This window comes from Pseudarthrobacter sp. LMD1-1-1.1, from assembly GCF_040676255.1.
GTDB lineage: Bacteria > Actinomycetota > Actinomycetes > Actinomycetales > Micrococcaceae > Arthrobacter.
On the sequence record NZ_JBEGHP010000012.1, the window covers coordinates 758,690 to 781,235 of the forward strand.

The following is a 22,546-nucleotide window of genomic DNA, read 5'->3' on the forward strand; positions in this document are numbered from 1 at the left end:
TTATGACCCCTCAAAAGGGCCCTTACGGAGCAGTCGATGAAACAACACAAGGAACTTAAATTGACCACGATTACCCACGAACCGCTCACTGTCACCCTCGGGTCCGTCGGCGTCACGCCCCAGGATGTTCTCGCCGTCGCGCGCCACGATGCCAAAATCACCATCGCCCCGGAAGCCCTCGAAACGGTGGCGAAAGTCCGCGCCCACATCGACAGCCTGGCCTCCAGCGACACCCCTGCCTACGGCATCTCCACCGGCTTCGGCGCCCTGGCCAACCGCCACATCCCCAACGAGCTGCGCACCCAGCTGCAGAAGTCGCTGATCCGCAGCCACGCGGCAGGCATGGGTCCGGCAGTTGAGCGGGAAGTGGTCCGCGGCATCATGTTCCTGCGCGCCAAGACCCTTGCCTCGGGCCGCACGGGCGTCCGTCCGGTGGTCCTGCAGACCATGGTGGATGTCCTCAACGCGGGCATCACCCCGGTGGTCCGCGAGTTCGGCTCCCTGGGCTGCTCCGGCGACCTCGCGCCGCTGTCGCACTGCGCCCTGGTCCTGATGGGCGAGGGGGAAGCGGAAGGGCCCGACGGCGTCACGTACGGCGGCCGGGGCGAGCGGACCGTCGCCGAGCTGCTTGCAGAGCACGGCATCGAGCCCGTCACCCTCGCTGAAAAGGAAGGGCTTGCGCTGGTGAACGGCACCGAGGGCATGCTGGGCATGCTCCTCATGGCCATCGCGGACCTGCGCCAGCTGCTGGCGACGGCGGACATCACCGCCGCGCTGAGCGTCGAGGCGCTGCTGGGCACCGACCAGGTGTTCCTGCCCGAGCTGCACGCCGCACTGCGGCCGCACCCGGGCCAGGCGGCCAGCGCGGACAACATGCTGCGCGTGCTCTCGGATTCGCCCATTGTGGCCTCCCACAAGGTGGGCGACTCGCGGGTCCAGGACGCCTACTCCCTGCGCTGCGCCCCACAGGTGGCCGGTGCCGTCCGCGACACCGTGGACCACGCCGAACTGGTGGCAACCCGGGAACTGGCGGCAGCCATCGACAACCCCGTGGTGCTTCCCGACGGCCGCGTCAGCTCCAACGGCAACTTCCACGGAGCACCCGTGGCGTACGTCCTGGACTACCTGGCCATCGCCGTCGCCGACCTCAGCTCCATCGCCGAACGCCGCACGGACCGCATGCTTGACCCTGCCCGTTCGCACGGCCTCCCGGCCTTCCTCGCTGCCGACCCTGGGGTGGACTCCGGCCTGATGATCGCCCAGTACACCCAGGCCGGCCTGGTCTCGGACAACAAGCGGCTGGCCGTTCCGGCGTCCGTGGACTCCATTCCGAGCTCCGCCATGCAGGAGGACCACGTGTCCATGGGCTGGCACGCGGCGCGGAAGCTGCGCAAAGCCGTGGAGAACCTCCGCCGCGTCCTGGCCATCGAACTGGTGACCTCCGCCCGGGCACTGGACATCCGCACGCAGCTCTCGGGCGGCGTCCTCACTCCCGGACCTGCGGGCACCGCAGTGGTGGCAGCGCTCCGCGGCGTGGTGGAAGGTCCCGGAACGGACCGTTTCCTGTCCCCGGAACTGGAAGCGGCTGACCGGCTGGTCGCCTCAGGTGCCGTGCTCCGGGCAGCCGAATCCGCCGTCGGGCCGCTCGCCTGACACCGAAGGATCTTCAGGGCCTGCTGCGCTTCCGTCCGAAGTGCGGAATATCCGGCGCCACGGCCCTCCCTGGCGCCGGGAGTGTAGTAGAACTGAAGGTGTAGTGAAAGTCACATCAAAGAGGCTGTGGCGGCAGAACGATACAAAGGGGTAGAAGTTCACATGAAAGCACGTGGGGCAGTCCTGTCGCGGCGCAATGCCCATTCCGCCGCGGTGTCCAACTGGAAGTCACTCCAGGCCGGGGACCGCGTCGAGATCATCAAGCATGCACATGTAGTGGCAGCCGGGGAGGTGGAAGAGGTGTCGCAGAGCGGCAACGTCCTCTGGCTGGTGCCGGCGGGCCCGTCAGGTCCGGCGGAGAAGGAGCTTTTCCTGAAGTCCGACGGCGTGCAGGTCCGCCGCGGCTAGCAGCCCACCGGCAGCGCCGGCACTAAAAAGTCCCCGCACGCCTTAACGGTGTGCGGGGACTTTTTTGTGGTTTTGGTCAGGCGGCGATGGATTCGTACGTTTCGCCAAACGGTACCGATTCGTCCAGGGCTACGGTGTAGCTTCCCGGGTGCAGCCTGGTAACCAGGATGCCGCAGGCGGCTTCCTGTGCTGCAACCTCAATCAGTTCGGCCACCGCCTCTTCCAGTCCGGCGTGGACCTCGCTGGCGCTGGAGAACTCCAGGCTGATGGACCGCGGGGCGGGCCCTTCGGGGGTCTGGGCGGCGGGGACGCGCTCCAGGGTGGCTGTAGTCATGTACTGAACTTTCTGTGTTTCGTGCCAGGATGGCTCCATCATTCTACCGACTGCTTCCGTTATATGTCAGATGACTGTCCTTTGGAAGCCCCTGGGATGCGGTCACAAAGCGTTCCGTTCCCGGCCGCTCAGCAAAATCCGGGAGCATGGAAGCGGGTGCCCAGAGGGCCTGAAACCTGTCGGAACAGCTTGAGGAGAATTCGGTATGAAAATCATGCGCCTGGGCGAAAGTGGCAGCGAGCAGCCTGCCGTCGTGGTCCCCTCCACGGACGGTGTTGACCGGTATTTCAGCCTGCTGCCCATCACCGATGACGTGAACGGCGCGTTCCTTGCCGCCGGCGGCCTGGACAAAATCCGGAAAGCGCTGGAGGCGGGGGAGCTGCCGGTCCTGGAAGGTGCCGCCGCGCTCCGCGTTGGTTCCCCCGTGGCCCGGCCTGGCTGCGTGGTGGGCATCGGGATGAACTACGCCGCCCACGCCGCGGAATCGGGGGCGGAGCCGCCCACCATTCCCGTGGTCTTCCTCAAGCCCAGCAACACGGTCACCGGCCCGTTCGACCCCGCCCCGCTTCCACCCCGCTCCACGCAATACGACTGGGAGGTGGAGCTGGGCATCGTGATCGGCAAGGAAGCCAGCTACCTCGGTTCCACCGAGGAGGCCGCCGCCTGCATTGCCGGCTACGTCACCGCCAATGACTTTTCCGAACGGGAGTACCAGCTGCCCGGAGCCGCCGGCCAGTGGACCAAGGGAAAGTCCCTTCCCGGGTCAACGCCCCTGGGTCCGTGGCTGGTCCCTGCAGGGGAGACCGACGGCGGCAACCTGCGGCTGCGCAGCTGGGTGAACGGTGAGCCCCGGCAGGATTCGACGTCAGCAGAGCTGATTTTCGATGCGCCCACCCTGGTCCACCACTGCAGCCAGTACATGCGGCTGGAGCCGGGCGATGTGATCCTCACCGGAACGCCGCAGGGGGTGGCCTTAAGCGGCCGTTTCCCCTACCTCCAGCCCGGGGACGTGGTGGAGGTAGAGGTGGAGGGCCTGGGCCGCCAGCGCCAGGAGCTGTACCGGACGCCGGCGGCCACTGCGGTCTAGCCCGCTTTTACCGCCAGGACCGGGCAGTCCGCTTCAAGCAGGATGCGCTGTGACGTGCTGCCCATGATCAGCTTGCCCACCGGGGTGCGGCGGCGCAGGCCGATCACGATCAGGTCGGCTTTGTGCTCCTCGGCGGCGTCCAGCACCTCGGCGGCGGCGTCATGGCCGCGGACGGGCCGCTTGACCAGGTACTGGATGCCCTGGCTGGCCAGCCGCTGCTCAATGTCGTGGATGTCGCCTTCCTGGGCGAAACGGTTGTCCACGGTTGCCTCGCCCTTGGAGGAGTTGATCAGCACCAGGGTGGTGTTGCTCTTCCGCGCTTCGGCGATGGCCTGGGTGAGGGCAGCTTCGCCCTCGGGGGTCGGGACGTATCCCACAACAACGGTCATGGTTGCTCCTGTTCTGCGGAGTGGATGGGGCGCTGTTCAGTTACTGGTCGGGTCAGATCCTGGCCGGTTCAGTCACTGTAGTCCGCAGCGCCGGAATTGGCGGGAACCAGCGGTTTGCGCTCCGGACGGTTTCGGCGGATCAGCTTGTAGGCAAAGGGCCAGGCCAGGATGAGGGCAATGATGACATAGATGCCGACGGCGATCGGCTCACCCAGGAGCCCCGCCGGGTCGCCCGCGCTCAGCTGCAGGGTCTTGCGGAGCTGCCCTTCGATCCGCGGACCCAGGATCACGCCGAGGATCAGCGGCAGCACGGGAAGGCCGAAGCGCCGCATCATGAACCCGAGTGCGCCCAGGATCAGCAGGATCACCAGGTCGAACGCCTGCAGGTTCACCGAGTAGGCGCCCAGGGTGGCGAAGAACAGGATGCCGGCGTACAGGTACGGCCGGGGCAACTGCAGCAACTTGGCCCACAGCGGTGCCAGGGGCAGGTTGATGATCAGGAGCAGCAGGTTGCCGATGAACAGGCTGGCGATCAGGGCCCACACCAGGGGCCCCTGGCTTTCGAAGAGCTGCGGACCCGGCTGGATCCCGTAGCTGGTGAAAGCGGCGAGCATCACGGCTGCGGTGGCATTCGTGGGCAGGCCCAGCGCCAGCATGGGGGTCAGGGTACCGGCGGCCGCAGCGTTGTTGGCTGCTTCCGGACCGGCCACGCCTTCGATGGCGCCCTTGCCGAACTCTTCGGGGTGCTTGCTGAGGCGTTTTTCCGTCACGTAGGACAGGAACGTGGGGATCTCTGCGCCACCGGCCGGCAGGGCACCGAACGGGAAGCCGAAGGCGGTACCGCGCAGCCACGGCTTCCAGGACCGCTTCCAGTCGGACTTGCCCATCCAGGGCTGGCCCACCGGGATGGCGTGCAGGGGAGTGCGGCGCAGGTGTGCCGCCACCCAGAGTGCCTCGCCCACGGCGAAGATGGCAACGGCCACCACCACGATGTCCAGGCCGTCCGCCAGGAGCGGCTGGCCGAACGTCAGGCGGCGCTGGCCGGTGACGGAATCCATTCCCACCAGGCCGATGGCCAGGCCGAGGCCCAGGGAGGCGAAACCGCGCAGCCGCGACGAGCCGAGCACGGCCGTGACGGCCAGCAGTGCCAGCACCATGATGGCGAAGTAGCTGGGTGCGCCCAGGCTGACGGCGAACTTCACCACGATCGGTGCGCAGACGGCCAGCAGCGCCGTGCCAATGGTGCCGGCAACGAACGAGCCGATGGCCGCCGTCGCAAGCGCCTGCGCCGCCCGGCCCGCCTTGGCCATCTTGTTGCCTTCGATGGCGGTGACCACCGAAGACGATTCACCAGGGGTGTTGAGCAGGATCGAGGTGGTGGAGCCGCCGTACATGCCGCCGTAGTAGATGCCGGCGAACATGATGAAGGCGCTGGTGGGTTCCAGCGCGTAGGTGACGGGAAGCAGCAGGGCGACGGTCATGGCCGGGCCCAGGCCGGGGAGGACGCCGACGGCGGTGCCCAGGATGACGCCGATCACGGCGTACAGGAAATTCATGGGGGTGAGGGCGGTGGCGAAACCGTCCATCAGGGAGGACCAGACGTCCATTTAGAGGATTCCTTCCAGGAGGCCGGCCGGCAGTGCGATGCCAAGGCCGAGGTAGAAGCCGTAGAAGGTCAACAGGGACAGGGCCACGGAGATCAACCCGTCCCGGACAAAGTGGCGGCTGCCCAGGGCCAGGACGCTGCCCCAGAACAGGACCGTTCCGGAGATCACCCAGCCCGCCCAGTCGATGAGCAGGATGTTCAGGATGAAGGCACCCGCCAGCGGCAGGACGGTCTTCCAGTCGGCGGGGTGCGCCAGGTCGACGTCCTCGCCGCCCTCGGCCTCACCCTTGCCGCCGCGCAGGACGTTGACGGCCAGCAGGATTGCGCAGACCACCAGCATCCCGGCCACGATGAACGGGACGGTCTTGGGCCCAACCGGATCAGACTTCGAATACGGGGTTACCAGGCCGTTGGCGTCAAGGAAGACCAGGACGCCGGCCGCCCCGAGCAGGAGTGCAACTCCCAGCTCGGAGCGGCCTTTGAGACCTGTGGTCAGGGATGTCACGCCAACCCAAGCTTGGTGAGGACGTCCGCCACCCGCTTGTCCTGCTCGCTGAGGAAGGTCTTGAACTGGTCGCCGGTGATGAAGGCATCGGTCCAGCTGTGCGTCTTCAGCGCTTCCTTCCAGCCCTCAGTGCCGTGCATCTTCTCCAGGGCTGCGATCAGTGCCGCCTTGTCCTTGTCGCTGATTCCCGGAGGGGCCACCACGCCACGCCAGTTGGTGAACACCAGGTCGATGTTGGATTCCTTGAGCGTGGGTGCGTCCACGCCGTCAAGGCGCTTCTCGCCACTGGTGGCCAGGACCCGGACCTCGCCGGATTCAATCTGCTTCAGGTATTCGCCGGCGCCGGAGGCGGCGAAGCCGAGCTTGTTGCCCAGGATCGCGGGAAGAAGGTCGCCGCCGCCGTCGTAGGAGACGAAGTTGACCTTGGTGGCGTCGATGCCCACGGCACCCGCAAGCTGCATGGGCAGCAGGTGGTCCGGACCGCCGGGGGAGGAGCCGCCGCCTACGGCGATGGAGCCGGGATCGGCCTTCCAGGCCTTTACCAGGTCATCGATGGTCTTGTAAGGCGAATCCTTGCTGACCATGATGGCGCCGGGCTCTTCGATGAGGCGGGCCAGCGGGGTGGTGTCCGTCAGCTTGGACTCGGACTTGTTGGTGTAGCTGGCACCCACAACGCCCAGGCCCATCAGCATGGCAAGGTCGCCGTTGCCCTTTTCGTTGACTATCCGGGCCAGGCCCACGGTGCCGCCGGCACCGGCCAGGTTGAAGACCTCGGTGTTGGTGGAGATCTTCTCGTCATCGAGGACCTTGGCAGCGGCGCGGGCGGTGGTGTCGTAGCCGCCGCCGGGCGTGTTCGGGACCATGATCTGCAGGCCGGTGATGGGTCCGGCGGCAGCGCCGGAGCTTTCCGAGCCCGTGGAGCTCTTGCTGGTGGCACCGCAGCCGGTGGCCATCAGGGCGATGCCGGCAGCAACGGCGGCAACGCGCAATGCGCGGATCTGGCGCATGTGTTCCTCTTCTCTCAAAAACAAATCTGGCCAGCACCGGCTGCCTGGTGGCTCCGGTGCCTTGTGGTTCCGATGCTAGGGGCGGCAGTGACGGCGATCACTCTTGTGTACGCAGAGAAAGTTGTGTTCATTGCGTTCACGTTTCCGAATCCCCACAACGGCCCTGCTGCGGGCTTTGGGATATAGTTCCCGGTACCACCTCAGGCCCCCGCGCCCGTATTCCTGCGCGCACCACGGCCTCCCACACGCGCCGGACAACTTCTTGCCCTGCCCGCAACCCCAGGAAGACCATTGTGACTCGACGACGAGGAATGTCCCTCGCGGGCCAGTACCTTCTGCTGCAGTTGCTCATTGTCCTGGCCGTCCTGGTGGGCGTCGTCGCCATCTCCCTGGCGCAGTCCGCTGCGGCGTTCGAACGGATCGAGGGCCGGCGCGCCCTCTCGGCAGCGGAAGCCCTGGGCGGCAACCCCGTGGTGCGTGAGCTCCTCCCGGAGACGGAACCGCGCGGCGGGGCAGTGTTGCCCGCGGTGGCCGAGTCCGTGCGGATCGTCTCCGGCTCATCCCGGGTGGCGCTGGCGCGCATCGACCGTACGGTGGTGGCGTCCTCGGATCCCAGCCTCCTGGGCCTCCCGCTGGAGCTGGGTGCAAGCAGGGTGATGGAGGGCCGTGCCTGGACGGGCGTGGTGGGCGGAACCCCTGCGCCGCTCCTGTCGGCTCACGTTCCGGTCCTGGATGACACCGGGCGCATGATCGGGATCGCCTCCATCAGCCGGAACTATCCAACGGTGCTCGAACGCCTGGGCGACGCCGTCCCCAACCTCCTCACCTACCTGGGGGTGGCGAGTGTCCTGGGCATCGCCGGGTCGCTGCTGCTCTCGCGCCGCGTCAAGCGGCAGACCCTTGGCATGGAGCCCAGCGAAATCACCAGCCTGGTGGAAAACCGCGAGGCCATGCTGCACGGCCTCAAGGAAGGCGTCGTGGCACTGGACCTGCACGAACGGATCACGGTGGCCAACCACAGCGCGCGTGCCCTGCTGGGCCTCCCGCCCGACTGTGTGGGCAAGCGCGTGGCGGCCCTCGCCGTCGAACCCGCCCTCAAGGAAGTCCTCACCCGGGAGCAGCCGGGGCCCGACCAGCTGGTCCTGGTGGGAGACCGGCTGGTGGTGATGAACCGGGTGCCGTTCCAGTCCCGCGGCAGGGTCATCGGCTCGGTGACCACCCTGCGCGACCGGACAGAGCTCTCGGAACTGGAACACGAACTCGGCACCACCCGCACCGCCACGGACACCCTTCGCGCGCAGGCGCACGAGTTCGCCAACCAGCTCCACGTCATCTCCGGCCTGATCCAGATCGGCGAGTACGATTCCGTGGTCCAGTTCGTCAACGGCGCCACCGTGGACCGGACCCGGCTCAACGACGAGGTCACCGCCCGCATCAAGGACCCCGCGCTCGCCGCCCTGCTGATCGCCAAATCGAGCCTGGCCACCGAACGGGGCGCGGCACTGCAGCTGGACCCGGAATCCGTGCTGGACACCGTCGATGACGGGCTGTCCCGGGACCTCACCACCGTGGTGGGGAACCTGGTGGACAACGCGTTCGACGCCGTCACCGGGCTTCCCCAGGCAGCCGTCCGGGTGCGGGTTGACGGCGCAGCCGGGGGAGACGTGGTGGTCACCGTCCTGGATAACGGTCCCGGCGTCCCCAGCGGCTCCACCGACCACATCTTCCGCCAGGGCTTCACCACCAAGGAACCCGGGCCGGCCGGCAGCCGCGGTTTCGGCTTGGCGCTGTCCCGGGTGGTGTGCCGCCGGACTGGCGGAAACCTTGAGGTGGCCAACGATAATGGGGCTGTCTTTACCGCTGTGCTGAAACGAGGGAGTACCCAGCCATGATCAAGGTCCTGATCGTCGATGACGACTTCATGGTGGCCAAGGTGCATGCCGGCTTCATCCAGCGCACGCCGGGCTTCACCGTGGTGGGCGCGGCGCACACAGGCGCCCAGGCGGTCGCCGAAACCGAACGCCTGCAGCCGGACCTGGTGCTGCTGGACATCCACCTGCCGGACATCAACGGCCTGGACCTGATGCAACGCCTGCGCGCTGTTGCTCCCGAACTGGACGTGCTGGTCATCAGTGCAGCACGGGAGGTTGAAACGGTCCGGAAGGCGCTGCGCGGCGGCATTGTCCATTACCTGATCAAGCCCTTTTCCCAGACAGACCTCCAGGAGCGGCTGGAGCACTACCGCAGCGCCTACCAAAGCCTGGATGCGTCCAAGGATGTGGCCGAACAGTCGGACGTCAACCGGGTGTTCGGCCTGGACCGCGCCGAACGGCCCCTGCCCAAAGGCTGCAGCATCGAGACGCTGAAGCTGGTGGAGGCGGCACTGAACGCTTCAGCCGGTGACGTCTCGGCGGCCGAGATGGCCGAGGAGCTGGGCACGTCCAGGGTCAGCGCCCGCCGCTACCTCGAGTACCTGCACGACGAAGGAACGCTGGACGTGCGGCTCAAGTACGGGGTGGGACGGCCCGAGCGGCGGTACGTGCTCAAGGCCTGACGGGACCCGCGCCCGGGGGCGCCGCCCCGCAGGCCCGCCGCCGCGGGCCAGCCCTCAGCGCAGCAGCGTGTTAATCAGCCGGGCCGCTGTCCTGGCGGTCCGGCCGTCAATGTCGAACGCCGGATTCAGTTCCGCCACGTCCAGGTGCAGCAGCTTCCCGCTTCGGGCCACCTGCCGGCACACCGCCGAAATGACCGGAAGCGGCACGCCATAGGCTGCCGGCGCGCTGACGCCGGGGGCCACCGCGGCGGGCAGTACGTCCAGGTCGATGGTCAGGTACAGGACGTCGATCTCCGCCAGGAACCCTGCAACGAAGTCCTGGACCCGGTTGGGTTCGCAGTCCTCATCCAGCAGGTAGCGGACCCCCAGTTTGTCCGCGGTGTCGAACAGGGCCCGGGTGTTGTTCGGCTCCGAGATCCCGGCGACGGCGTACCGGAATTCGCGTCCAGCGTCCGCTTCCGCGCAAGCCATCTGCAGGAACGGCGTGCCGGAGCTGGCCACCGGCTCGTCGCGGAGGTCGAAGTGGGCATCAAGGTTCAAGACGCCCAGGCGCTGCCCGGTTTGAACCGCGGCTGATGCGCTGACGCCAAGGTAGCTGGCGTAGGCGGTTTCGTGCCCGCCGCCCAGCACCACAGTCTGGTGGCCGGCGTCGAGCAGGGCTGCCAGCACCCGGCCAAGCCGTTCCTGGCCGGCCTCCAGGTCTTCCCCGGAGACCACCACGTCACCAGCGTCGGCCACCGGTCGGTCCAGGTGGAAGGCCAGCGGGCCAAGCGCTTTCCGCAGCGCCGCCGGGGCTGCGGCTGCCCCGGTCCGGCCCTGGTTGCGGCGGACCCCCTCGTCGCTGGAAAATCCCAGCACGGCGGCGGGCTTGCGTCCGGGCGCAGCGGCCCGCAATTCATCGGAGGCGGTGACCGCCTGCCACCAGCGGCGGTGGCCGGGACCATCGCCGTCGAACCTGCCGGTCCAGGGCCGGGGCGGGACGTCGACGGCGGGAAGCTTGAGGAACATGCCTCAAGCTCACCGCATGCCGGGCACGAAAACCAGCGCCGGCGCCGTCGTCCTGTCCGGAATCCAAGAACCCGCGCAACGGGCAGGCCGGACATCGGGTGCCTGGTGCAGGGGTTAAGGTGAGAGCAGCCCACCGGTCCAGGGATGACCTGGCCGCTCCGGATCCACGCACCATTCCAGGCTGGAGAGCCGCTCCATGTTCGAAGCCCCAGATATACTCTTTGCCGCGGCCGGACTGGCCGTGTTCGTCGCTGCGGTCCTGCCCAAGCTGCTGCGTGACATGCCGCTGTCCATGCCCATGGTCTTCCTGGGTGCAGGGATGGCAGCCTTCGCGTTGATTCCATCGCTGCCCAACCCCAACCCGGTGGAACACAGCGACTTTGTCATGCACCTTGCGGAGGTCTGCGTGATCATTTCCCTGATGGGCGCGGGGCTGGCCCTGGACCGGCCCGTGGGACGCCGGCGCTGGTCCACCACGTGGCGGCTCCTGGGCATCGCCATGCCGCTCTGCATCGTGGGGCTGACCCTGCTGGGCATGTGGTTCCTGGGCCTGGGGCTCGGTGCGGCCCTGCTGGTGGCGGCCAGCCTGGCGCCCACGGACCCCGTCCTGGCCTCGGAAGTGCAGGTGGGCGAGCCTGCCGACCAGGATGAATCCACGGACAAGGAGGACGAGGTCCGTTTCGGCCTGACATCGGAAGCCGGGCTCAACGACGGGCTGGCGTTCCCGTTCGTCTACCTTGCCATTGCCATCAGCGTTGCCGGAGCGGACCCCTCCGCCTGGTTCGGCGAGTGGTTCGGGCTGGACGTGGTGTGGCGGCTGGCCGTCGGGCTCGTGGTGGGGTTCCTCACCGGAAAGCTGCTCGCCAGGCTGTTCTTCTCGGCCCGTGCCGACAGCCTGCGGCTCTCCAACCACTCGGAGGGCTTTGTGGCCCTGGCGGCGACGTTCCTGGCGTACGGGCTGACGCAGATGGTGGAGGGCTACGGGTTCATAGCGGTGTTCGTCTGTGCCGTGACCATCCGGGCCGCCGAACGGACGCACGGCTACCACCGGGTGCTGCACTCCTACGTGGAGCAGCTGGAACGGCTGCTGACCGTGGTGATCCTGGTCCTCCTTGGCGGTGCCATCGCCCGCGGGCTGCTGGCCGGGATCGGGCTTCCGGAACTGCTGGTGGCGCTTGCTTTCCTGCTGGTGGTGCGGCCGCTGGCGGGCTGGCTGGGCCTGCTGGGTGGCAAGACCGGTCCGCGGGAACGCGTGGCACTGTCCTTCTTTGGCATCCGCGGCATCGGTTCCCTGTACTACCTGGCCTTTGCCCTGGGGGAAGGCCACTTTACGGAGCAGGCGCACTGGCTCTGGTCCTTCATCGGGCTGGTGGTGGCGCTGTCCATCGTGATCCACGGCGCCACCACCTCGCCCCTGATGAACCGGCTGGACAGGCTGCGCCAGAAGAAGGCACTGGCAGTCTCCGGCGACGAGGGACTCGCCCCCAACACCCCCGTCTAGGCCCCCGGCCAGGGAAACCCCGGTGTCAACAAAAAGGGCTGGTACGGCAGACGCCGCACCAGCCCTTTCCCTGCGCAGGTGTTACTTCATCCCCAGGGCCGCCTCGATGGGGCCGATGGCGAAGAACAGCGCGAACGCCGCGGCCACAGCCCACATCAGCGGGTGGATGTCCTTGACCCTGCCCTGGACCGTACGGATCAGGACGTAGGCGATGAAGCCCGCACCCAGGCCGTTGGCGATGGAGTAGGTGAAAGGCATCAGGGTGAAGGTGAGGAACGCGGGGATGGCGATGCCCCAGTCCTGCCAGTCGATCTTGCCCACCTGGGAGACCATCATGAAGCCCACCACCACCAGTGCCGGGGCCACGGCCTCGAACGGCACCAGGTTGATCAGCGGCGTGAAGAACATGGCCACCAGGAACAGCACGCCGGTGACGATGGAGGCCACGCCCGTGCGGGCGCCTTCGCCGATGCCGGCACCGGCTTCGACGTAGATCTGGTTGGAGGAGACGGAGGCGCCGCCGCCGATGATGGCACCGAGTGCGTCCACCTGGAGCACACGGTCGACGTCGGGAATGTTGCCGTGTTCATCCACCGTGCCGGCCTCGTTGGCCAGGCCCACCATGGTGCCCATGGCGTCAAAGAAGATGCTGAGCAGGATGACGAAGGCCAGCAGCGTGGCGGCCACGAAGCCGAGGTGCTCGAAGGCACCGAACGGGTTGGCCTTGCCGATCAGGGAGAGGTCGGGCGCGGCCCAGCCGGAGAACGCCGGGGCCACCAGGGACCAGCCCTGCGGGTTGAAGTTCTTGCCGTCGAAGCTGGGGCCGATGTGCAGGGTCGTCTCAAGGATGACGGACAGCACCGTGGAGGTGATGATGCCGATCAGGATGGCGCCCTTGACCTTGCGCACCACCAGGGCGATGGTCAGGATCAGGCCGAACACGAACACGGCGGTGGGCCAGCCCAGGAGCTTGCCTTCGAAGCCCAGGCCAACGGGCACGGTGGTGCCTGCGACATCCGGGATGCGGCGCACGAACCCGGCGTTGACCAGGCCGATCAGGGCAATGAACAGGCCGATGCCCACCACGATGGCCGTCTTGAGTCCGTCCGGCACCGCCTTGAACACGGCGGTACGGAAACCGGTGAGGACCAGGATCAGCATGGTGACGCCGGAGAGGACCACCAGGCCCATCATGTCCGGCCAGGTGAGCCCGGGATTGGTGGCCACGGTGACAGCCACGAAGGCGTTGACGCCCAGGCCGGTGGCCAGGGCGAAGGGGTGCCGGCCCCACGCGCCCATGAGGATGGTGAGGATGCCTGCCACCAGCGCGGTCACGGCGGCCACGGCGGGGAAGCCCAGCGTGGTGCCGTTGGAGTCGGGCCCGGACAGGATCAGGGGGTTCAGCACCACGATGTAGCTCATGGCGAAGAACGTGGCGAACCCGCCGCGGATCTCGCGGGAAAGGTTGGAACCGCGCTCGGTGACCCTGAAATACCGGTCCAGGGCAGAGCCTTGCTTAAGCATTAGTCCTCCGGGGAAGTGTGTGGGGATACCTGCATCCTAAGGGAGCGGCGGGGAGTGGGCCGGCAAATTCGCCTAGTCTGTAAGGAAGCCAACACGAGGAGCAGCCCACCCATGCGCCAGGTCCGCCGCCAGTTGCTGAGCCTTGTGCTCGGCTTGTTTGTCCTTGCAGCCGCCGCGCTGGGCCTCGCTGGCCCCGCCTCCGCCCATGACGCTGCCGAGTCCACCAGCCCGGCGCAGGGGGCTGCGCTGGCTGTCCCGCCCGCCGAGGTCTCGGTGACCTTCAGCAACAAACCGCTGGGCATCGGTTCGTCCTTCTCCATCAAGGATGCCGGCGGCACCGAATGGGCTGATGGCTCCGTGCAGATCGTGGACAACGTGGCCACCCAGAAGCTCCGCCCGGGCGGTCCGGCGGGCACGTACACAGTGGCGTGGCGCGTGGTCAGCTCGGACTCACATCCCATCGAGGGGACGTTCACCTTCACCGCGGCCTCCGGTGCCCCGGGTGCCGCCTCGTCCGGGACACCCACGGCGGGAAGTTCGACGGCGGCGGGTGCGGTCCCTGGCATGGGCACCGCCCAGCCCGGGGTCACGGAAGAGGCCTCGGAGCCGGCCGGCGCGGGCGAGCCGTTCCAGTGGAGCATTGTTATTTTTGCGGTAGTGGCCGTGGGGCTGCTGGTGGCGCTGGGCGTCCTTGCCCGCCGCCGGCTCACCGGCGACGGGGACACCGAAGATGACGGGGAGGCCGGGGACAGGGCCGCGGAGTAGCACCCGCCGGCAGGGCCGGTTCCGTCCAGCCCTGCAGCGCGTACCGGCGCCGCAGTCAGCAGCCCAGGGCAGCAAAGCTTCCCGTTGCCGGGAAGACGCCGGTGGACGGAAGGGCGCCGTCCGGGTTGACCTTGGCGGAGATTGCCTGGCCCACCGTCTTGGCCTGGCGCAGCACTTCTTTGGGCGATGGCGTGATCAGTTCGCCCACTCCCACCAGGTAGATGCCAATGGCCCGCATGGCTGCCGCCACGTTCCGGCCCACGGCAATGCCGAAGTCGTTGAGCATGCGCCGCAACTGGCTGTGGGCGCAACGGGTGAGCACGATGTGGTCCGCCACCAGGATGCCCGTGGGGGTGTGCACCTGCCACTGCGGCGCGGCCTGGTCCGGTGCTTCGAGCATGGTCAGCTGCACCGCCCGGGTGGTGTTCCGCACGTCCACGCTGTGGCTTGCCGCGTAATTGCGCAGGTGGCGCAGGATCTCATTCCGTTCGCGGAGGGTGCCGCTGTCCGCCGCATCGCAGCGCTGCAATGACGTGGTGTTCGCGGGCTGGGCCTGGCCCAGGATGTCGAGGCCGTCCACCACGATGGAGTCCACCCCATGGCGGCGCAGCTCAGCGGCCACGGCCAGTCCGGACAGGCCCGTGCCAATGACGACAGCGGTGGTCTGTTCGGTCCCGGCAATCCCAGGCATGCTTGACACTACAGTTTCCCTCCTATGGAGCTTCGGCAGGTGCCGGCATCCTCGCCGGCTCGCGTCCCGTTACCCCCAAGCACGGCCGCAGCGCATGGCCGGGACCGTCCTGACAGGAAGAATCAGTTGGCGTCCCGGACCAACAATGTCCTGAAGACTACAGAACAAATGCGGCCGTGGATAGCCCGTGAACGAAATCGTTTCCGTGGCGAGAAGGCGCTTTCCGGAACCCGGCAAAAAGCCTGTGGATAACAGGGCCCATCAGCCCCTGAACAGGCTTGCTAAGCCCTGGGGGACAGAGAATAGTGGGAATCGGGAGCGGTCCTTTTCCTGCCGGTGCCACCGCTGGGCCGGGTGCGCGGGGAGCGGTCCGTTTTCTGGCAGAATAGCCGCAACATCAGGCGTATCGCGAGGAGGCGGCCCCCATGGGCTCACGAGAGTTGCATCCGGACCCGGCCCGGGACGGTGGGGGTGGCGCAACCGCTCCCCACGGCATCGTGGTGGGCGTCGACGGTTCGGACCACGGCCAGTGCGCCCTGGTGTGGGCCGCGCGGGAAGCCCAGCGCCGTCGTCGTCCGCTTCATATCGTCACCGCCTACTCCGTGCCGATCTTCGCCGCGTCCGGCCTGGACGGGGGCTACGCCACCGTGGATGATTCCGTCATCCGCGAAGGCGCCGAAGCCATTGCCCGGCAGGCCCTGGAAAAGGTGGCCGCCTACGACGTGGACGTCAGCTCCTCCGTGGAGAACGGCGACGCCGCCGGCGTCCTGCTGGACATCTCCGAAACCGCGGAACTCCTGGTGGTCGGCACCCGCGGCCGCGGCGGCTTTGTGGGCCGGCTCCTCGGATCAGTCAGCAGTGCCCTGCCCGCCCACGCGAAATGCCCCACGGTGACGGTTCCGTTGTTCTGCTCGGACCGGCTCGGTGAGTCCACGGAGGACCGCCGCGTCAAGGCCGAGCAGGCCAGGTCCGGGCACCGGCCGGTGGAGAACGTGGTGGTGGTTGGCGTGGATGGCTCCGAGCAGGCCCGCGTTGCCGTCCTTGAAGCAGCCGACCAGGCCGAACGCCTTGGCGCGTCCCTCCGCGTGGTCTGCGCCGTTCCCCAGTACAGCGGCTCGCTGGCCTGGGTTCCGGCGCCCATGGACCGGAAGGCACTGTTCGATGACATCCGGGTCACCCTGGAGGCCGGCATGGCCTGGCTCCGCAGCCACTACCCCAACCTGCAGGCCGGCTACGAGCTGAAGGACGGCTCGCCGGTGGACGTGCTCGTCGAGGAAAGCCGGCACGTTGAACTGGTGGTGGTGGGCACCCGCGGACGCGGCGGGTTCACCGGAATGCTCCTGGGCTCAACATCAGACGGGGTGCTCCACCACGCCAAGGGCCCGGTCATGGTGGTCCCGGACCGGGAGGACCCCCGCCTGGCCGACCGCGGGCGGTTCGGACCCATCCTGGGCGACGCCGCCTAGACCGCGCTTTTCCGGGCAGCCGGCGGGGGACCGCGGACATGACGCAGCAGATGACAGCCGGTGAGGGGCCCGACGGGCTGGTGCGCGGCCTGGGCAGCCTGCACTCAGGGATGCTGGCGCTGGTGGGCGGCAAGGCAGCCAACCTAGGGGAGTTGTTGTCCGCCGGGTTGCCGGTTCCGGACGGCTTTTGCCTCACCACCGCCGCGTACCGGCAGGCCATCGGCGCCCCGGATGCCCTGCTTCCCGCGTTGGCAGCGGTTTACGCCACCCTGGAGGAGCCGGCCGGGGCCTCCGCTGGGGACCTTCCCGATGTAGCCGGACTGGCCGCAACGGCACGGGCAGCAATCCTTGCGGCTCCGGTACCGGCAGCCGTAGCCCGCGCCGTGGAGAAGGCCTATACGGCACTGGGTCCCGGCGTCGCGGTGGCAGTGAGGTCCTCGGCCACCGCTGAAGACCTTCCCTTCGCCAGCTTCGCCGGCCAGCAGGACACCTTCCTGAACGTCGTGGGAGTGCCCGCGGTGCTGGACGCCGTCCGGAGGTGCTGGGCGTCGCTGTGGACGGAGCGGGCAACCGCGTACCGGGCAAGCCTCGGAATCGACCCGGCAGCCGTGTCGCTCGCGGTGGTGGTCCAGCGGATGGTGGACGCCCAGACCGCGGGCGTGATGTTCACGGCGAATCCCCTCACCGGCAGCCGCCGGCAGGTGGTCATCGACGCCAGCCCCGGCCTTGGCGAGGCCGTGGTCTCCGGCGCCGTCAATCCGGACCACTTCGTGGTGGACGCCCTGACCGGCAGGGTGCTGGAACGGAAACCCGGCGATAAGGGCGTGGAGATACGGCCGGTTGCCGGCGGCGGGACCGAAATCCGCCACGTGCAGGCCGCCCAGGGCACCGCGTGCCTTCCGGACAGCCAGGTGGCTGGCCTGATGCGGTTGGGGCTGCAGGCCCAAGGGCATTTCGGTGCCCCGCAGGACATCGAGTGGGCCGTCGACGGCGCGGATGGGCTGTGGCTCACGCAGTCCAGGCCCATCACCACGCTCTACCCGGTCCCGGAAAGCAACGGTGCTGCCGGCAGGGTTCCGCAGGCAGCGTCCGCCGTTGGGGGGACCAGGGCCTACCTCTGTTTCAGCCTCGCGCAGGGACTGACGCGGCCGCTGACGCCCATGGGCCTGGCTGCAGTGCGCCTCATCGCTTCCTCCGTCGCCACCGCAGCCGGCTTCCCTGTTCCCGATCCACGGGAAGGGCCGTCCCCCTACGCCGAGGCGGGTCAGCGGATTTACGTCGACTTCACCGCTCCCATCCGCAGCACCGTTGGCCGGCGGCTCGTTCCCCGGGTCTTCGACATCATGGAGGCACGGACGGCAACCGTCATGCGGCAGTTGTTCGCGGACCCAGCTTTTTCGGTGACCACCAGGTCGCCCCTCGGGCTGCTGCGCCACGTCGGACCCGCGGCAATCCGCACAGAGGTTCCCACCACCTTCCTCCGTGCGCTGGTCCGCCCCGCTGCCGCCCTCCGCCGGCTGGACCGCTTCACCCGGACGTTCGAGGCGTCCCTGGCTCCCGGCGGCGCAGCCGGCGCCCTGGCCCGCCTGGACCACGCCGAGTCCCTCGTGGGATCGCGCCTGTTCCCCATTGTTCCGGCCATCCTCCCCCTTCCCGCCCTGGGCTTCGCGATGCTCGGCGTTGCCGGAAAGCTCGTGGGCGGCAATGCGTGGGACGGGCTGCAGCCGGTGATCCGCGGCCTGCCCAACAACGTCACCACGGAAATGGACCTGGAATTGTGGCACCTGGCGCAGGCGATCCAGGAAGACGCCGAATCACGCACCGCACTGATGGCCCGCGATCCCGCCGCCCTCGCAGCCGCTTTCCAGGCCGGCGAGCTGCCGGCGCGCCTGGACGCGGGCCTCGCCAGGTTCCTGGACAGATACGGCCACCGGGCGGTCGGCGAGATCGACGTCGGACTGCCCCGGTGGTCGGAGGAACCGGAACACATCCTGGGCATCCTCGCCAACTACCTCCGGCTGGACGAACCCGCCCTGGCACCGGACGCCCAGTTCAGCAAAGCCGCCGAGGACGCAGAAGCGCAGGTTGACCGGCTCGTGGCCCGGGCCGCTGCCCGCAGCAGGATCCGGGGACGGCTGGTGCGTGCCGCACTCCGGCGGGCGCGCATGTTCGCCGGCCTGCGGGAGCTGCCGAAGTACCAGCTGGTGCTTGGCCTTGGGGAAGTCCGCCGGCAGCTGCTCCTGGTGGGTACCGAACTGGAACAGGCAGGCACGGTGGAACGGCGGGACGACGTGTTCTTCCTCGATTTCGCGGAGGTCCGCCAGGCATTGACCCGAACAACCGCGGGCAACCCGGCGCCTGCCCCTGACCTGAAGGCACTCGTGGCGGCCCGGCGCCAGGACTACGCCCTGGAGCTCAGGCGCCGGCACATCCCCCGGGTGCTGCTTTCGGACGGCACCGAACCCGAGGCGGCGCGGGCCGCCGGAACCGCCGCGAACGGAATCGGGCCCAACGGAAACCTGGCCAACGGGACCCTGGCCGGCAGCCCGGCCTCGGCCGGGACGGTGACCGCGGCGGCGCGGGTCATCCTGGATCCCGTCGGAGCGCGCCTGGAGCCGGGCGAGATCCTGGTTGCACCGTCCACGGACCCTGGCTGGACTCCGCTGTTCCTGACGGCAGGAGGACTGGTGATGGAGATGGGCGGACCCAACTCCCATGGCGCCGTCGTGGCCAGGGAATACGGCATCCCCGCAGTTGTTGGCGTGGCGGACGCCACCGCCCTGATCAGCACGGGCCAAAAGATAACGGTCGACGGCGGCGCGGGAACCGTCGTGCCGGAACGCACCGGTACGCCGCAAAACGGGAAAGTTCCCAAGGGCACGGACCCACCTGCACGGGCGTAGTCTTGATCCATGGGCTCCAACAGGCTGGATTCCAGCGGACCGTTCCAACACGTACGGGTGCAACGAAACAGCACAAGGCGCAGGATGTGGCTGCGGTGGCTGCCCGCCGTCGCGGCTCCGGTGGCCATTGCCTCCGGTGCCCTGATCGGGTCTCTTCCGGCCGGCGCCAGCAACCCACTGCCGACCAAGACACCTGCCGAGGTCCTGGAACTGGCGGCCAGCCACCAGGTGCGCACGTTCTCCGGGACAGTTGAGCAGTCCGCTGAACTGGGACTGCCGGAACTCCCGGCTGCCGGCAAGCCGTCCGGGTCTGCGTCCGGACCTGCCTCGGCCGGCAGCGTGGCGTCGGTGATCGAGCTGTTGTCAGGCAAGCACACCGCGCGCATCTACGTGGACGGCAAGGACAACGCCCGTGTGCAGGTGATGGACCAACTGGCCGAACGGGACGTGGTCCGCCACGGCAGCGACGTCTGGCTCTACTCCTCAAAGGACAACTCGGCAGCCCACCTGTCCCTGCCCGCGCACACCCAGGACCCTGCCCACACAGAGGATCCCGCGCTTCCGAACGACGCGCACGGCGCACCCGGGATGCACACTCCCGCTGAACTGGCCCAACAGTTCCTGTCGAAGGTGGACCCCAGCACCGCCGTTTCCGTGGGCCCGGACGTTTCCGTTGCAGGGCGCGCCGCCTACAACCTGCTGATCGAGCCCCGCACGGACGCAACATTGGTAGGCAAGGTGGCCATCGCCGTCGACGGTGCCAGCGGGATGCCGTTGTCAGTCCAGGTGACCGCGCGCGGCGCGGATAAGCCTGCCTTCGCGTCCGGGTTCACCAGCTTCTCGCTGGACGCGCCGGACCCGTCAGTCTTCGCCTTCACCCCTCCGCCGGGCAGCACCGTCAAGGAACTCCCGGTACCGGACAAATCCCACGATCCCGCCAAATCCCATGACTCCGCCGATGCCCATGGCCCGGGCGCCATGCACGGTGGTGCCAAGGGGAATGTCTCCATAACCGGCACCGGCTGGGAGACGGTGGTGGGCACGGCGGCTGGATCCGCTGCGGCGGCCGCACCACTGCTCCAGGACCCGCTGTTGTCCCAGGCCGCCGTCGCCGTACCCGGTGGCCGGCTGCTGTCCACGGCCCTGCTCAACATCCTGATCACCGACGATGGCCGGATCTTCGCGGGAATGGTGCCGCCGGAGAGGCTGCAGGCCGCAGCAGCAGCGGCCCGGTAGGCCTTGGACGGGCGGGGGAGTGGCAACCGGGCCGGCCCTGGCGGGGTGACTGACGGCCTGGCGATTGAGACGCGGGGCCTCACCAAGCACTTTGGCCAGCAGGCCGCCGTCGACAACGTGGGCCTGGCCGTCCCGCACGGGACGGTCTTCGGGTTCCTGGGCCCCAACGGCTCCGGCAAGACCACCACCATCCGCATGCTGCTGGGATTGGCAGCGGCGTCCGCAGGAACGGTGAACTTGCTGGGCCGGGAGATGCCGCATAGGCTCCACGAGGTGTTGCCGCGTGTGGGCGCGTTGGTGGAAGGGCCGGCCTTCTACCCTTTTCTGTCCGGCGCCGCCAACCTCCACCGGCTGGACTCCGCCAGCCCGCATTCAGTGCCCGGCACGCGCAAAGCCCGCGTGCAACAGGCACTGGAGCGCGTAGGCCTGGAGCACGCGGCGGGGAAACGCGTGCACGCATACTCCCTGGGAATGAAGCAGCGGCTGGGCATAGCCAATGCCCTGCTCTCACCCCGGGACCTGCTGGTGCTGGACGAGCCCACCAATGGGCTGGATCCGCAGGGCACCCGCGAAGTGCGCAACCTGGTGCGGTCCCTGGCACACCAGGGCACCACTGTTTTTGTGTCCAGCCATCTGCTGGCCGAGGTGGACCAGATGTGCACCTACGCTGCCGTCATGAGTGCGGGAAAGCTCGTGGCACAGGGTCCCTTGGCCGAACTGCGGCAGGCCGGAAGCACCCGCCTGCGGTTGGTAACGCCCGACGGCGGCGCGGCGCGGCAGGTCCTGGCAGGGCTGGGGCTGGCACCCGGTCCGGGGGACCAGGAGGCGCAGGCTTCCCAGCGCGCACAGCTGGATGGGGAGACCATTGTTGCGGCGATGGGTGCCGCCGCCGGGCAGCCTGCCGTGCTCCCGGAGGATGTTGTGGCGCACCTGGTGCAGGCCGGCGTCCGCGTCCGGGGCTTCGCCGTCGAGCGTGAAAGCCTTGAAGACCGCTTCGTTGCCCTGACGGGGGAAGGATTCGACGTTGCCCAGTAGCGTTCCCGCGGACATACCGGAAACCGCCAAAGCCACCCGGACGGCCGCCGCGCCGCGCGGCCCGGGACTGTCCCTTCTGGGGTCTGAGCTTGAGGTGCTGTTCGGGCGCCGGCGGACCTGGGCGCTGCTCCTGGCGCTCGCTGCCATCCCGGTCCTCATTGCCGTGGCCGTGAAGGTTTCCTCTGCGGTCCCACCGGGGCGGGGTCCTGCGTTCCTCGACCGGATCACCCAGAACGGGCTGTTTGTGGCCTTCACCGCCATGCTGGTGTCCGTCCCGTTGTTCATGCCGCTCGCCGTGGGGGTGGTGGCGGGGGACACGATCGCCGGGGAGGCCAGCCTGGGGACCCTCCGGTACCTGCTGGTGGCGCCGGCCGGGCGGGTGCGGCTCCTGTTGGTCAAGTATGCGGGGGCGCTGGCCTTCTGCATCGTGGCTCCGCTCACCGTTGGATTGGCGGGCGCGGCGATTGGTGCGGCGCTGTTCCCGGTGGGCCCGGTGACACTGATCTCCGGCGGGGTGGTCCAGCCCGCCGAGGCTGCCCTGCGGATAGTGCTCATCGCCGCCTACCTGGCGGTGTCGCTGGCCGGGCTGTCGGCGATCGGACTGTTCCTGTCCACCATGACGGTGGTTCCCGTTGGTGCGATGGCCGCAACGGTGGTGGTCTCGGTGGTTTCGCAGGTCGCGGACCAGCTTCCGCAGTTGGACTGGCTGCACCCGTGGCTCTTCAGCCACTACTGGCTTGGTTTCGCCGACATGCTCCGCCAGCCCGTGGTGTGGGATTCCTTCCTGGACAATGCCCTGCTCCAGGCCGGCTACGTGGCAGTGTTCGGCGCGCTCGCCTATGGCCGCTTCGTCACCAAGGACATCCTGAGCTGA

The 22,546-nt window shown here is 68.4% G+C and carries 20 protein-coding genes; 12 read left to right on the forward strand and 8 right to left on the reverse strand.

From position 1 onward, the window contains the following. Positions 1 to 60 precede the first annotated feature (60 nt). Together hutH and MRBLMD1_RS09135 are read left to right on the forward strand one after the other, a co-directional pair. Positions 61 to 1,653, forward strand: coding sequence for a histidine ammonia-lyase (hutH, locus tag MRBLMD1_RS09130; protein WP_364398971.1), 1,593 nt, complete (start codon positions 61 to 63; stop codon positions 1,651 to 1,653). Between the two features lie 162 nt (positions 1,654 to 1,815). Next, entirely contained in the window at positions 1,816 to 2,061 is a 246-nt protein-coding gene (locus MRBLMD1_RS09135) for a hypothetical protein (protein ID WP_159633722.1), read from the forward strand. A 76-nt stretch (positions 2,062 to 2,137) separates the two neighbouring features. Here MRBLMD1_RS09135 and MRBLMD1_RS09140 read toward each other — a convergent pair whose 3' ends face one another. Next, the gene (locus MRBLMD1_RS09140; protein ID WP_159633719.1) at positions 2,138 to 2,395 is read right to left on the reverse strand and encodes a hypothetical protein; all 258 of its coding nucleotides are present in this window, start codon (positions 2,393 to 2,395) and stop codon (positions 2,138 to 2,140) included. A 205-nt stretch (positions 2,396 to 2,600) separates the two neighbouring features. Here MRBLMD1_RS09140 and MRBLMD1_RS09145 point away from each other — a divergent pair, with 205 nt between their 5' ends. Further along, positions 2,601 to 3,482 carry a fumarylacetoacetate hydrolase family protein gene (locus tag MRBLMD1_RS09145; RefSeq protein ID WP_159633716.1) on the forward strand — a complete coding sequence of 294 codons (882 nt, stop codon included), beginning with the start codon at positions 2,601 to 2,603 and terminating at the stop codon, positions 3,480 to 3,482. On the opposite strand, the gene MRBLMD1_RS09150 is transcribed toward MRBLMD1_RS09145, so the two are convergent. The 4 genes from MRBLMD1_RS09150 to MRBLMD1_RS09165 form a co-directional block, all read right to left on the reverse strand. Then, complete coding sequence (locus tag MRBLMD1_RS09150) at positions 3,479 to 3,871, reverse strand: universal stress protein (protein ID WP_159633713.1); 393 nt, start codon at positions 3,869 to 3,871, stop codon at positions 3,479 to 3,481. The genes MRBLMD1_RS09145 and MRBLMD1_RS09150 overlap by 4 nt on opposite strands. A gap of 68 nt (positions 3,872 to 3,939) precedes the next feature. After that, positions 3,940 to 5,478 carry a tripartite tricarboxylate transporter permease gene (locus MRBLMD1_RS09155; RefSeq protein WP_159633710.1) on the reverse strand — a complete coding sequence of 513 codons (1,539 nt, stop codon included), beginning with the start codon at positions 5,476 to 5,478 and terminating at the stop codon, positions 3,940 to 3,942. Continuing rightward, positions 5,479 to 5,982 carry a tripartite tricarboxylate transporter TctB family protein gene (locus tag MRBLMD1_RS09160; protein ID WP_224024641.1) on the reverse strand — a complete coding sequence of 168 codons (504 nt, stop codon included), beginning with the start codon at positions 5,980 to 5,982 and terminating at the stop codon, positions 5,479 to 5,481. Further along, positions 5,979 to 6,989 (reverse strand): Bug family tripartite tricarboxylate transporter substrate binding protein, encoded by a 1,011-nt coding sequence (locus MRBLMD1_RS09165; protein WP_307487702.1) that lies wholly within the window; start codon positions 6,987 to 6,989, stop codon positions 5,979 to 5,981. Before MRBLMD1_RS09165 ends, MRBLMD1_RS09160 begins: the two co-directional genes overlap by 4 nt. Positions 6,990 to 7,300: 311 nt before the next feature. Here MRBLMD1_RS09165 and MRBLMD1_RS09170 point away from each other — a divergent pair, with 311 nt between their 5' ends. Next, positions 7,301 to 8,881: a sensor histidine kinase gene (locus tag MRBLMD1_RS09170; RefSeq protein WP_364399323.1), complete on the forward strand. Its 1,581-nt coding sequence runs from the start codon at positions 7,301 to 7,303 to the stop codon at positions 8,879 to 8,881. Continuing rightward, positions 8,878 to 9,543, forward strand: a complete 666-nt coding sequence (locus MRBLMD1_RS09175) for a response regulator (protein ID WP_224024643.1) — start codon at positions 8,878 to 8,880, stop codon at positions 9,541 to 9,543. Before MRBLMD1_RS09170 ends, MRBLMD1_RS09175 begins: the two co-directional genes overlap by 4 nt. A gap of 54 nt (positions 9,544 to 9,597) precedes the next feature. On the opposite strand, the gene hutG is transcribed toward MRBLMD1_RS09175, so the two are convergent. Further along, a complete protein-coding gene (gene hutG / locus MRBLMD1_RS09180) occupies positions 9,598 to 10,551 on the reverse strand; it encodes a formimidoylglutamase (protein WP_364398976.1) in 954 nt (317 codons plus the stop codon). Between the two features lie 196 nt (positions 10,552 to 10,747). Here hutG and MRBLMD1_RS09185 point away from each other — a divergent pair, with 196 nt between their 5' ends. Beyond that, the gene (locus MRBLMD1_RS09185; RefSeq protein WP_364398978.1) at positions 10,748 to 12,052 is read left to right on the forward strand and encodes a cation:proton antiporter; all 1,305 of its coding nucleotides are present in this window, start codon (positions 10,748 to 10,750) and stop codon (positions 12,050 to 12,052) included. Positions 12,053 to 12,133: 81 nt separating this feature from the next. Here the strand turns inward: MRBLMD1_RS09185 and MRBLMD1_RS09190 are convergent, their stop codons facing one another. Beyond that, entirely contained in the window at positions 12,134 to 13,576 is a 1,443-nt protein-coding gene (locus MRBLMD1_RS09190; RefSeq protein ID WP_159633691.1) for an NCS2 family permease, read from the reverse strand. Between the two features lie 111 nt (positions 13,577 to 13,687). Between MRBLMD1_RS09190 and MRBLMD1_RS09195 the strand changes: the two genes are divergently transcribed. Continuing rightward, a complete protein-coding gene (locus tag MRBLMD1_RS09195) occupies positions 13,688 to 14,341 on the forward strand; it encodes a copper resistance CopC family protein (protein WP_307487710.1) in 654 nt (217 codons plus the stop codon). A gap of 55 nt (positions 14,342 to 14,396) precedes the next feature. Here MRBLMD1_RS09195 and MRBLMD1_RS09200 read toward each other — a convergent pair whose 3' ends face one another. Then, on the reverse strand, positions 14,397 to 15,032 hold the full coding sequence (locus MRBLMD1_RS09200; protein WP_364399325.1) for an NAD(P)-binding protein: 636 nt from the start codon (positions 15,030 to 15,032) through the stop codon (positions 14,397 to 14,399). Between the two features lie 425 nt (positions 15,033 to 15,457). Between MRBLMD1_RS09200 and MRBLMD1_RS09205 the strand changes: the two genes are divergently transcribed. From MRBLMD1_RS09205 to MRBLMD1_RS09225, 5 genes are all read left to right on the forward strand, one after another. Next, positions 15,458 to 16,498, forward strand: a complete 1,041-nt coding sequence (locus MRBLMD1_RS09205) for a universal stress protein (RefSeq protein ID WP_159633685.1) — start codon at positions 15,458 to 15,460, stop codon at positions 16,496 to 16,498. 38 nt (positions 16,499 to 16,536) lie between these two features. After that, the gene (locus tag MRBLMD1_RS09210) at positions 16,537 to 19,401 is read left to right on the forward strand and encodes a PEP/pyruvate-binding domain-containing protein (RefSeq protein WP_414703677.1); all 2,865 of its coding nucleotides are present in this window, start codon (positions 16,537 to 16,539) and stop codon (positions 19,399 to 19,401) included. A gap of 84 nt (positions 19,402 to 19,485) precedes the next feature. Beyond that, complete coding sequence (locus MRBLMD1_RS09215) at positions 19,486 to 20,637, forward strand: LolA family protein (RefSeq protein WP_364398981.1); 1,152 nt, start codon at positions 19,486 to 19,488, stop codon at positions 20,635 to 20,637. Positions 20,638 to 20,682: 45 nt separating this feature from the next. Next, a complete protein-coding gene (locus MRBLMD1_RS09220) occupies positions 20,683 to 21,672 on the forward strand; it encodes an ABC transporter ATP-binding protein (protein WP_364398983.1) in 990 nt (329 codons plus the stop codon). After that, entirely contained in the window at positions 21,662 to 22,546 is an 885-nt protein-coding gene (locus MRBLMD1_RS09225) for an ABC transporter permease (protein WP_364398985.1), read from the forward strand. The genes MRBLMD1_RS09220 and MRBLMD1_RS09225 overlap by 11 nt, the downstream gene beginning before the upstream one ends.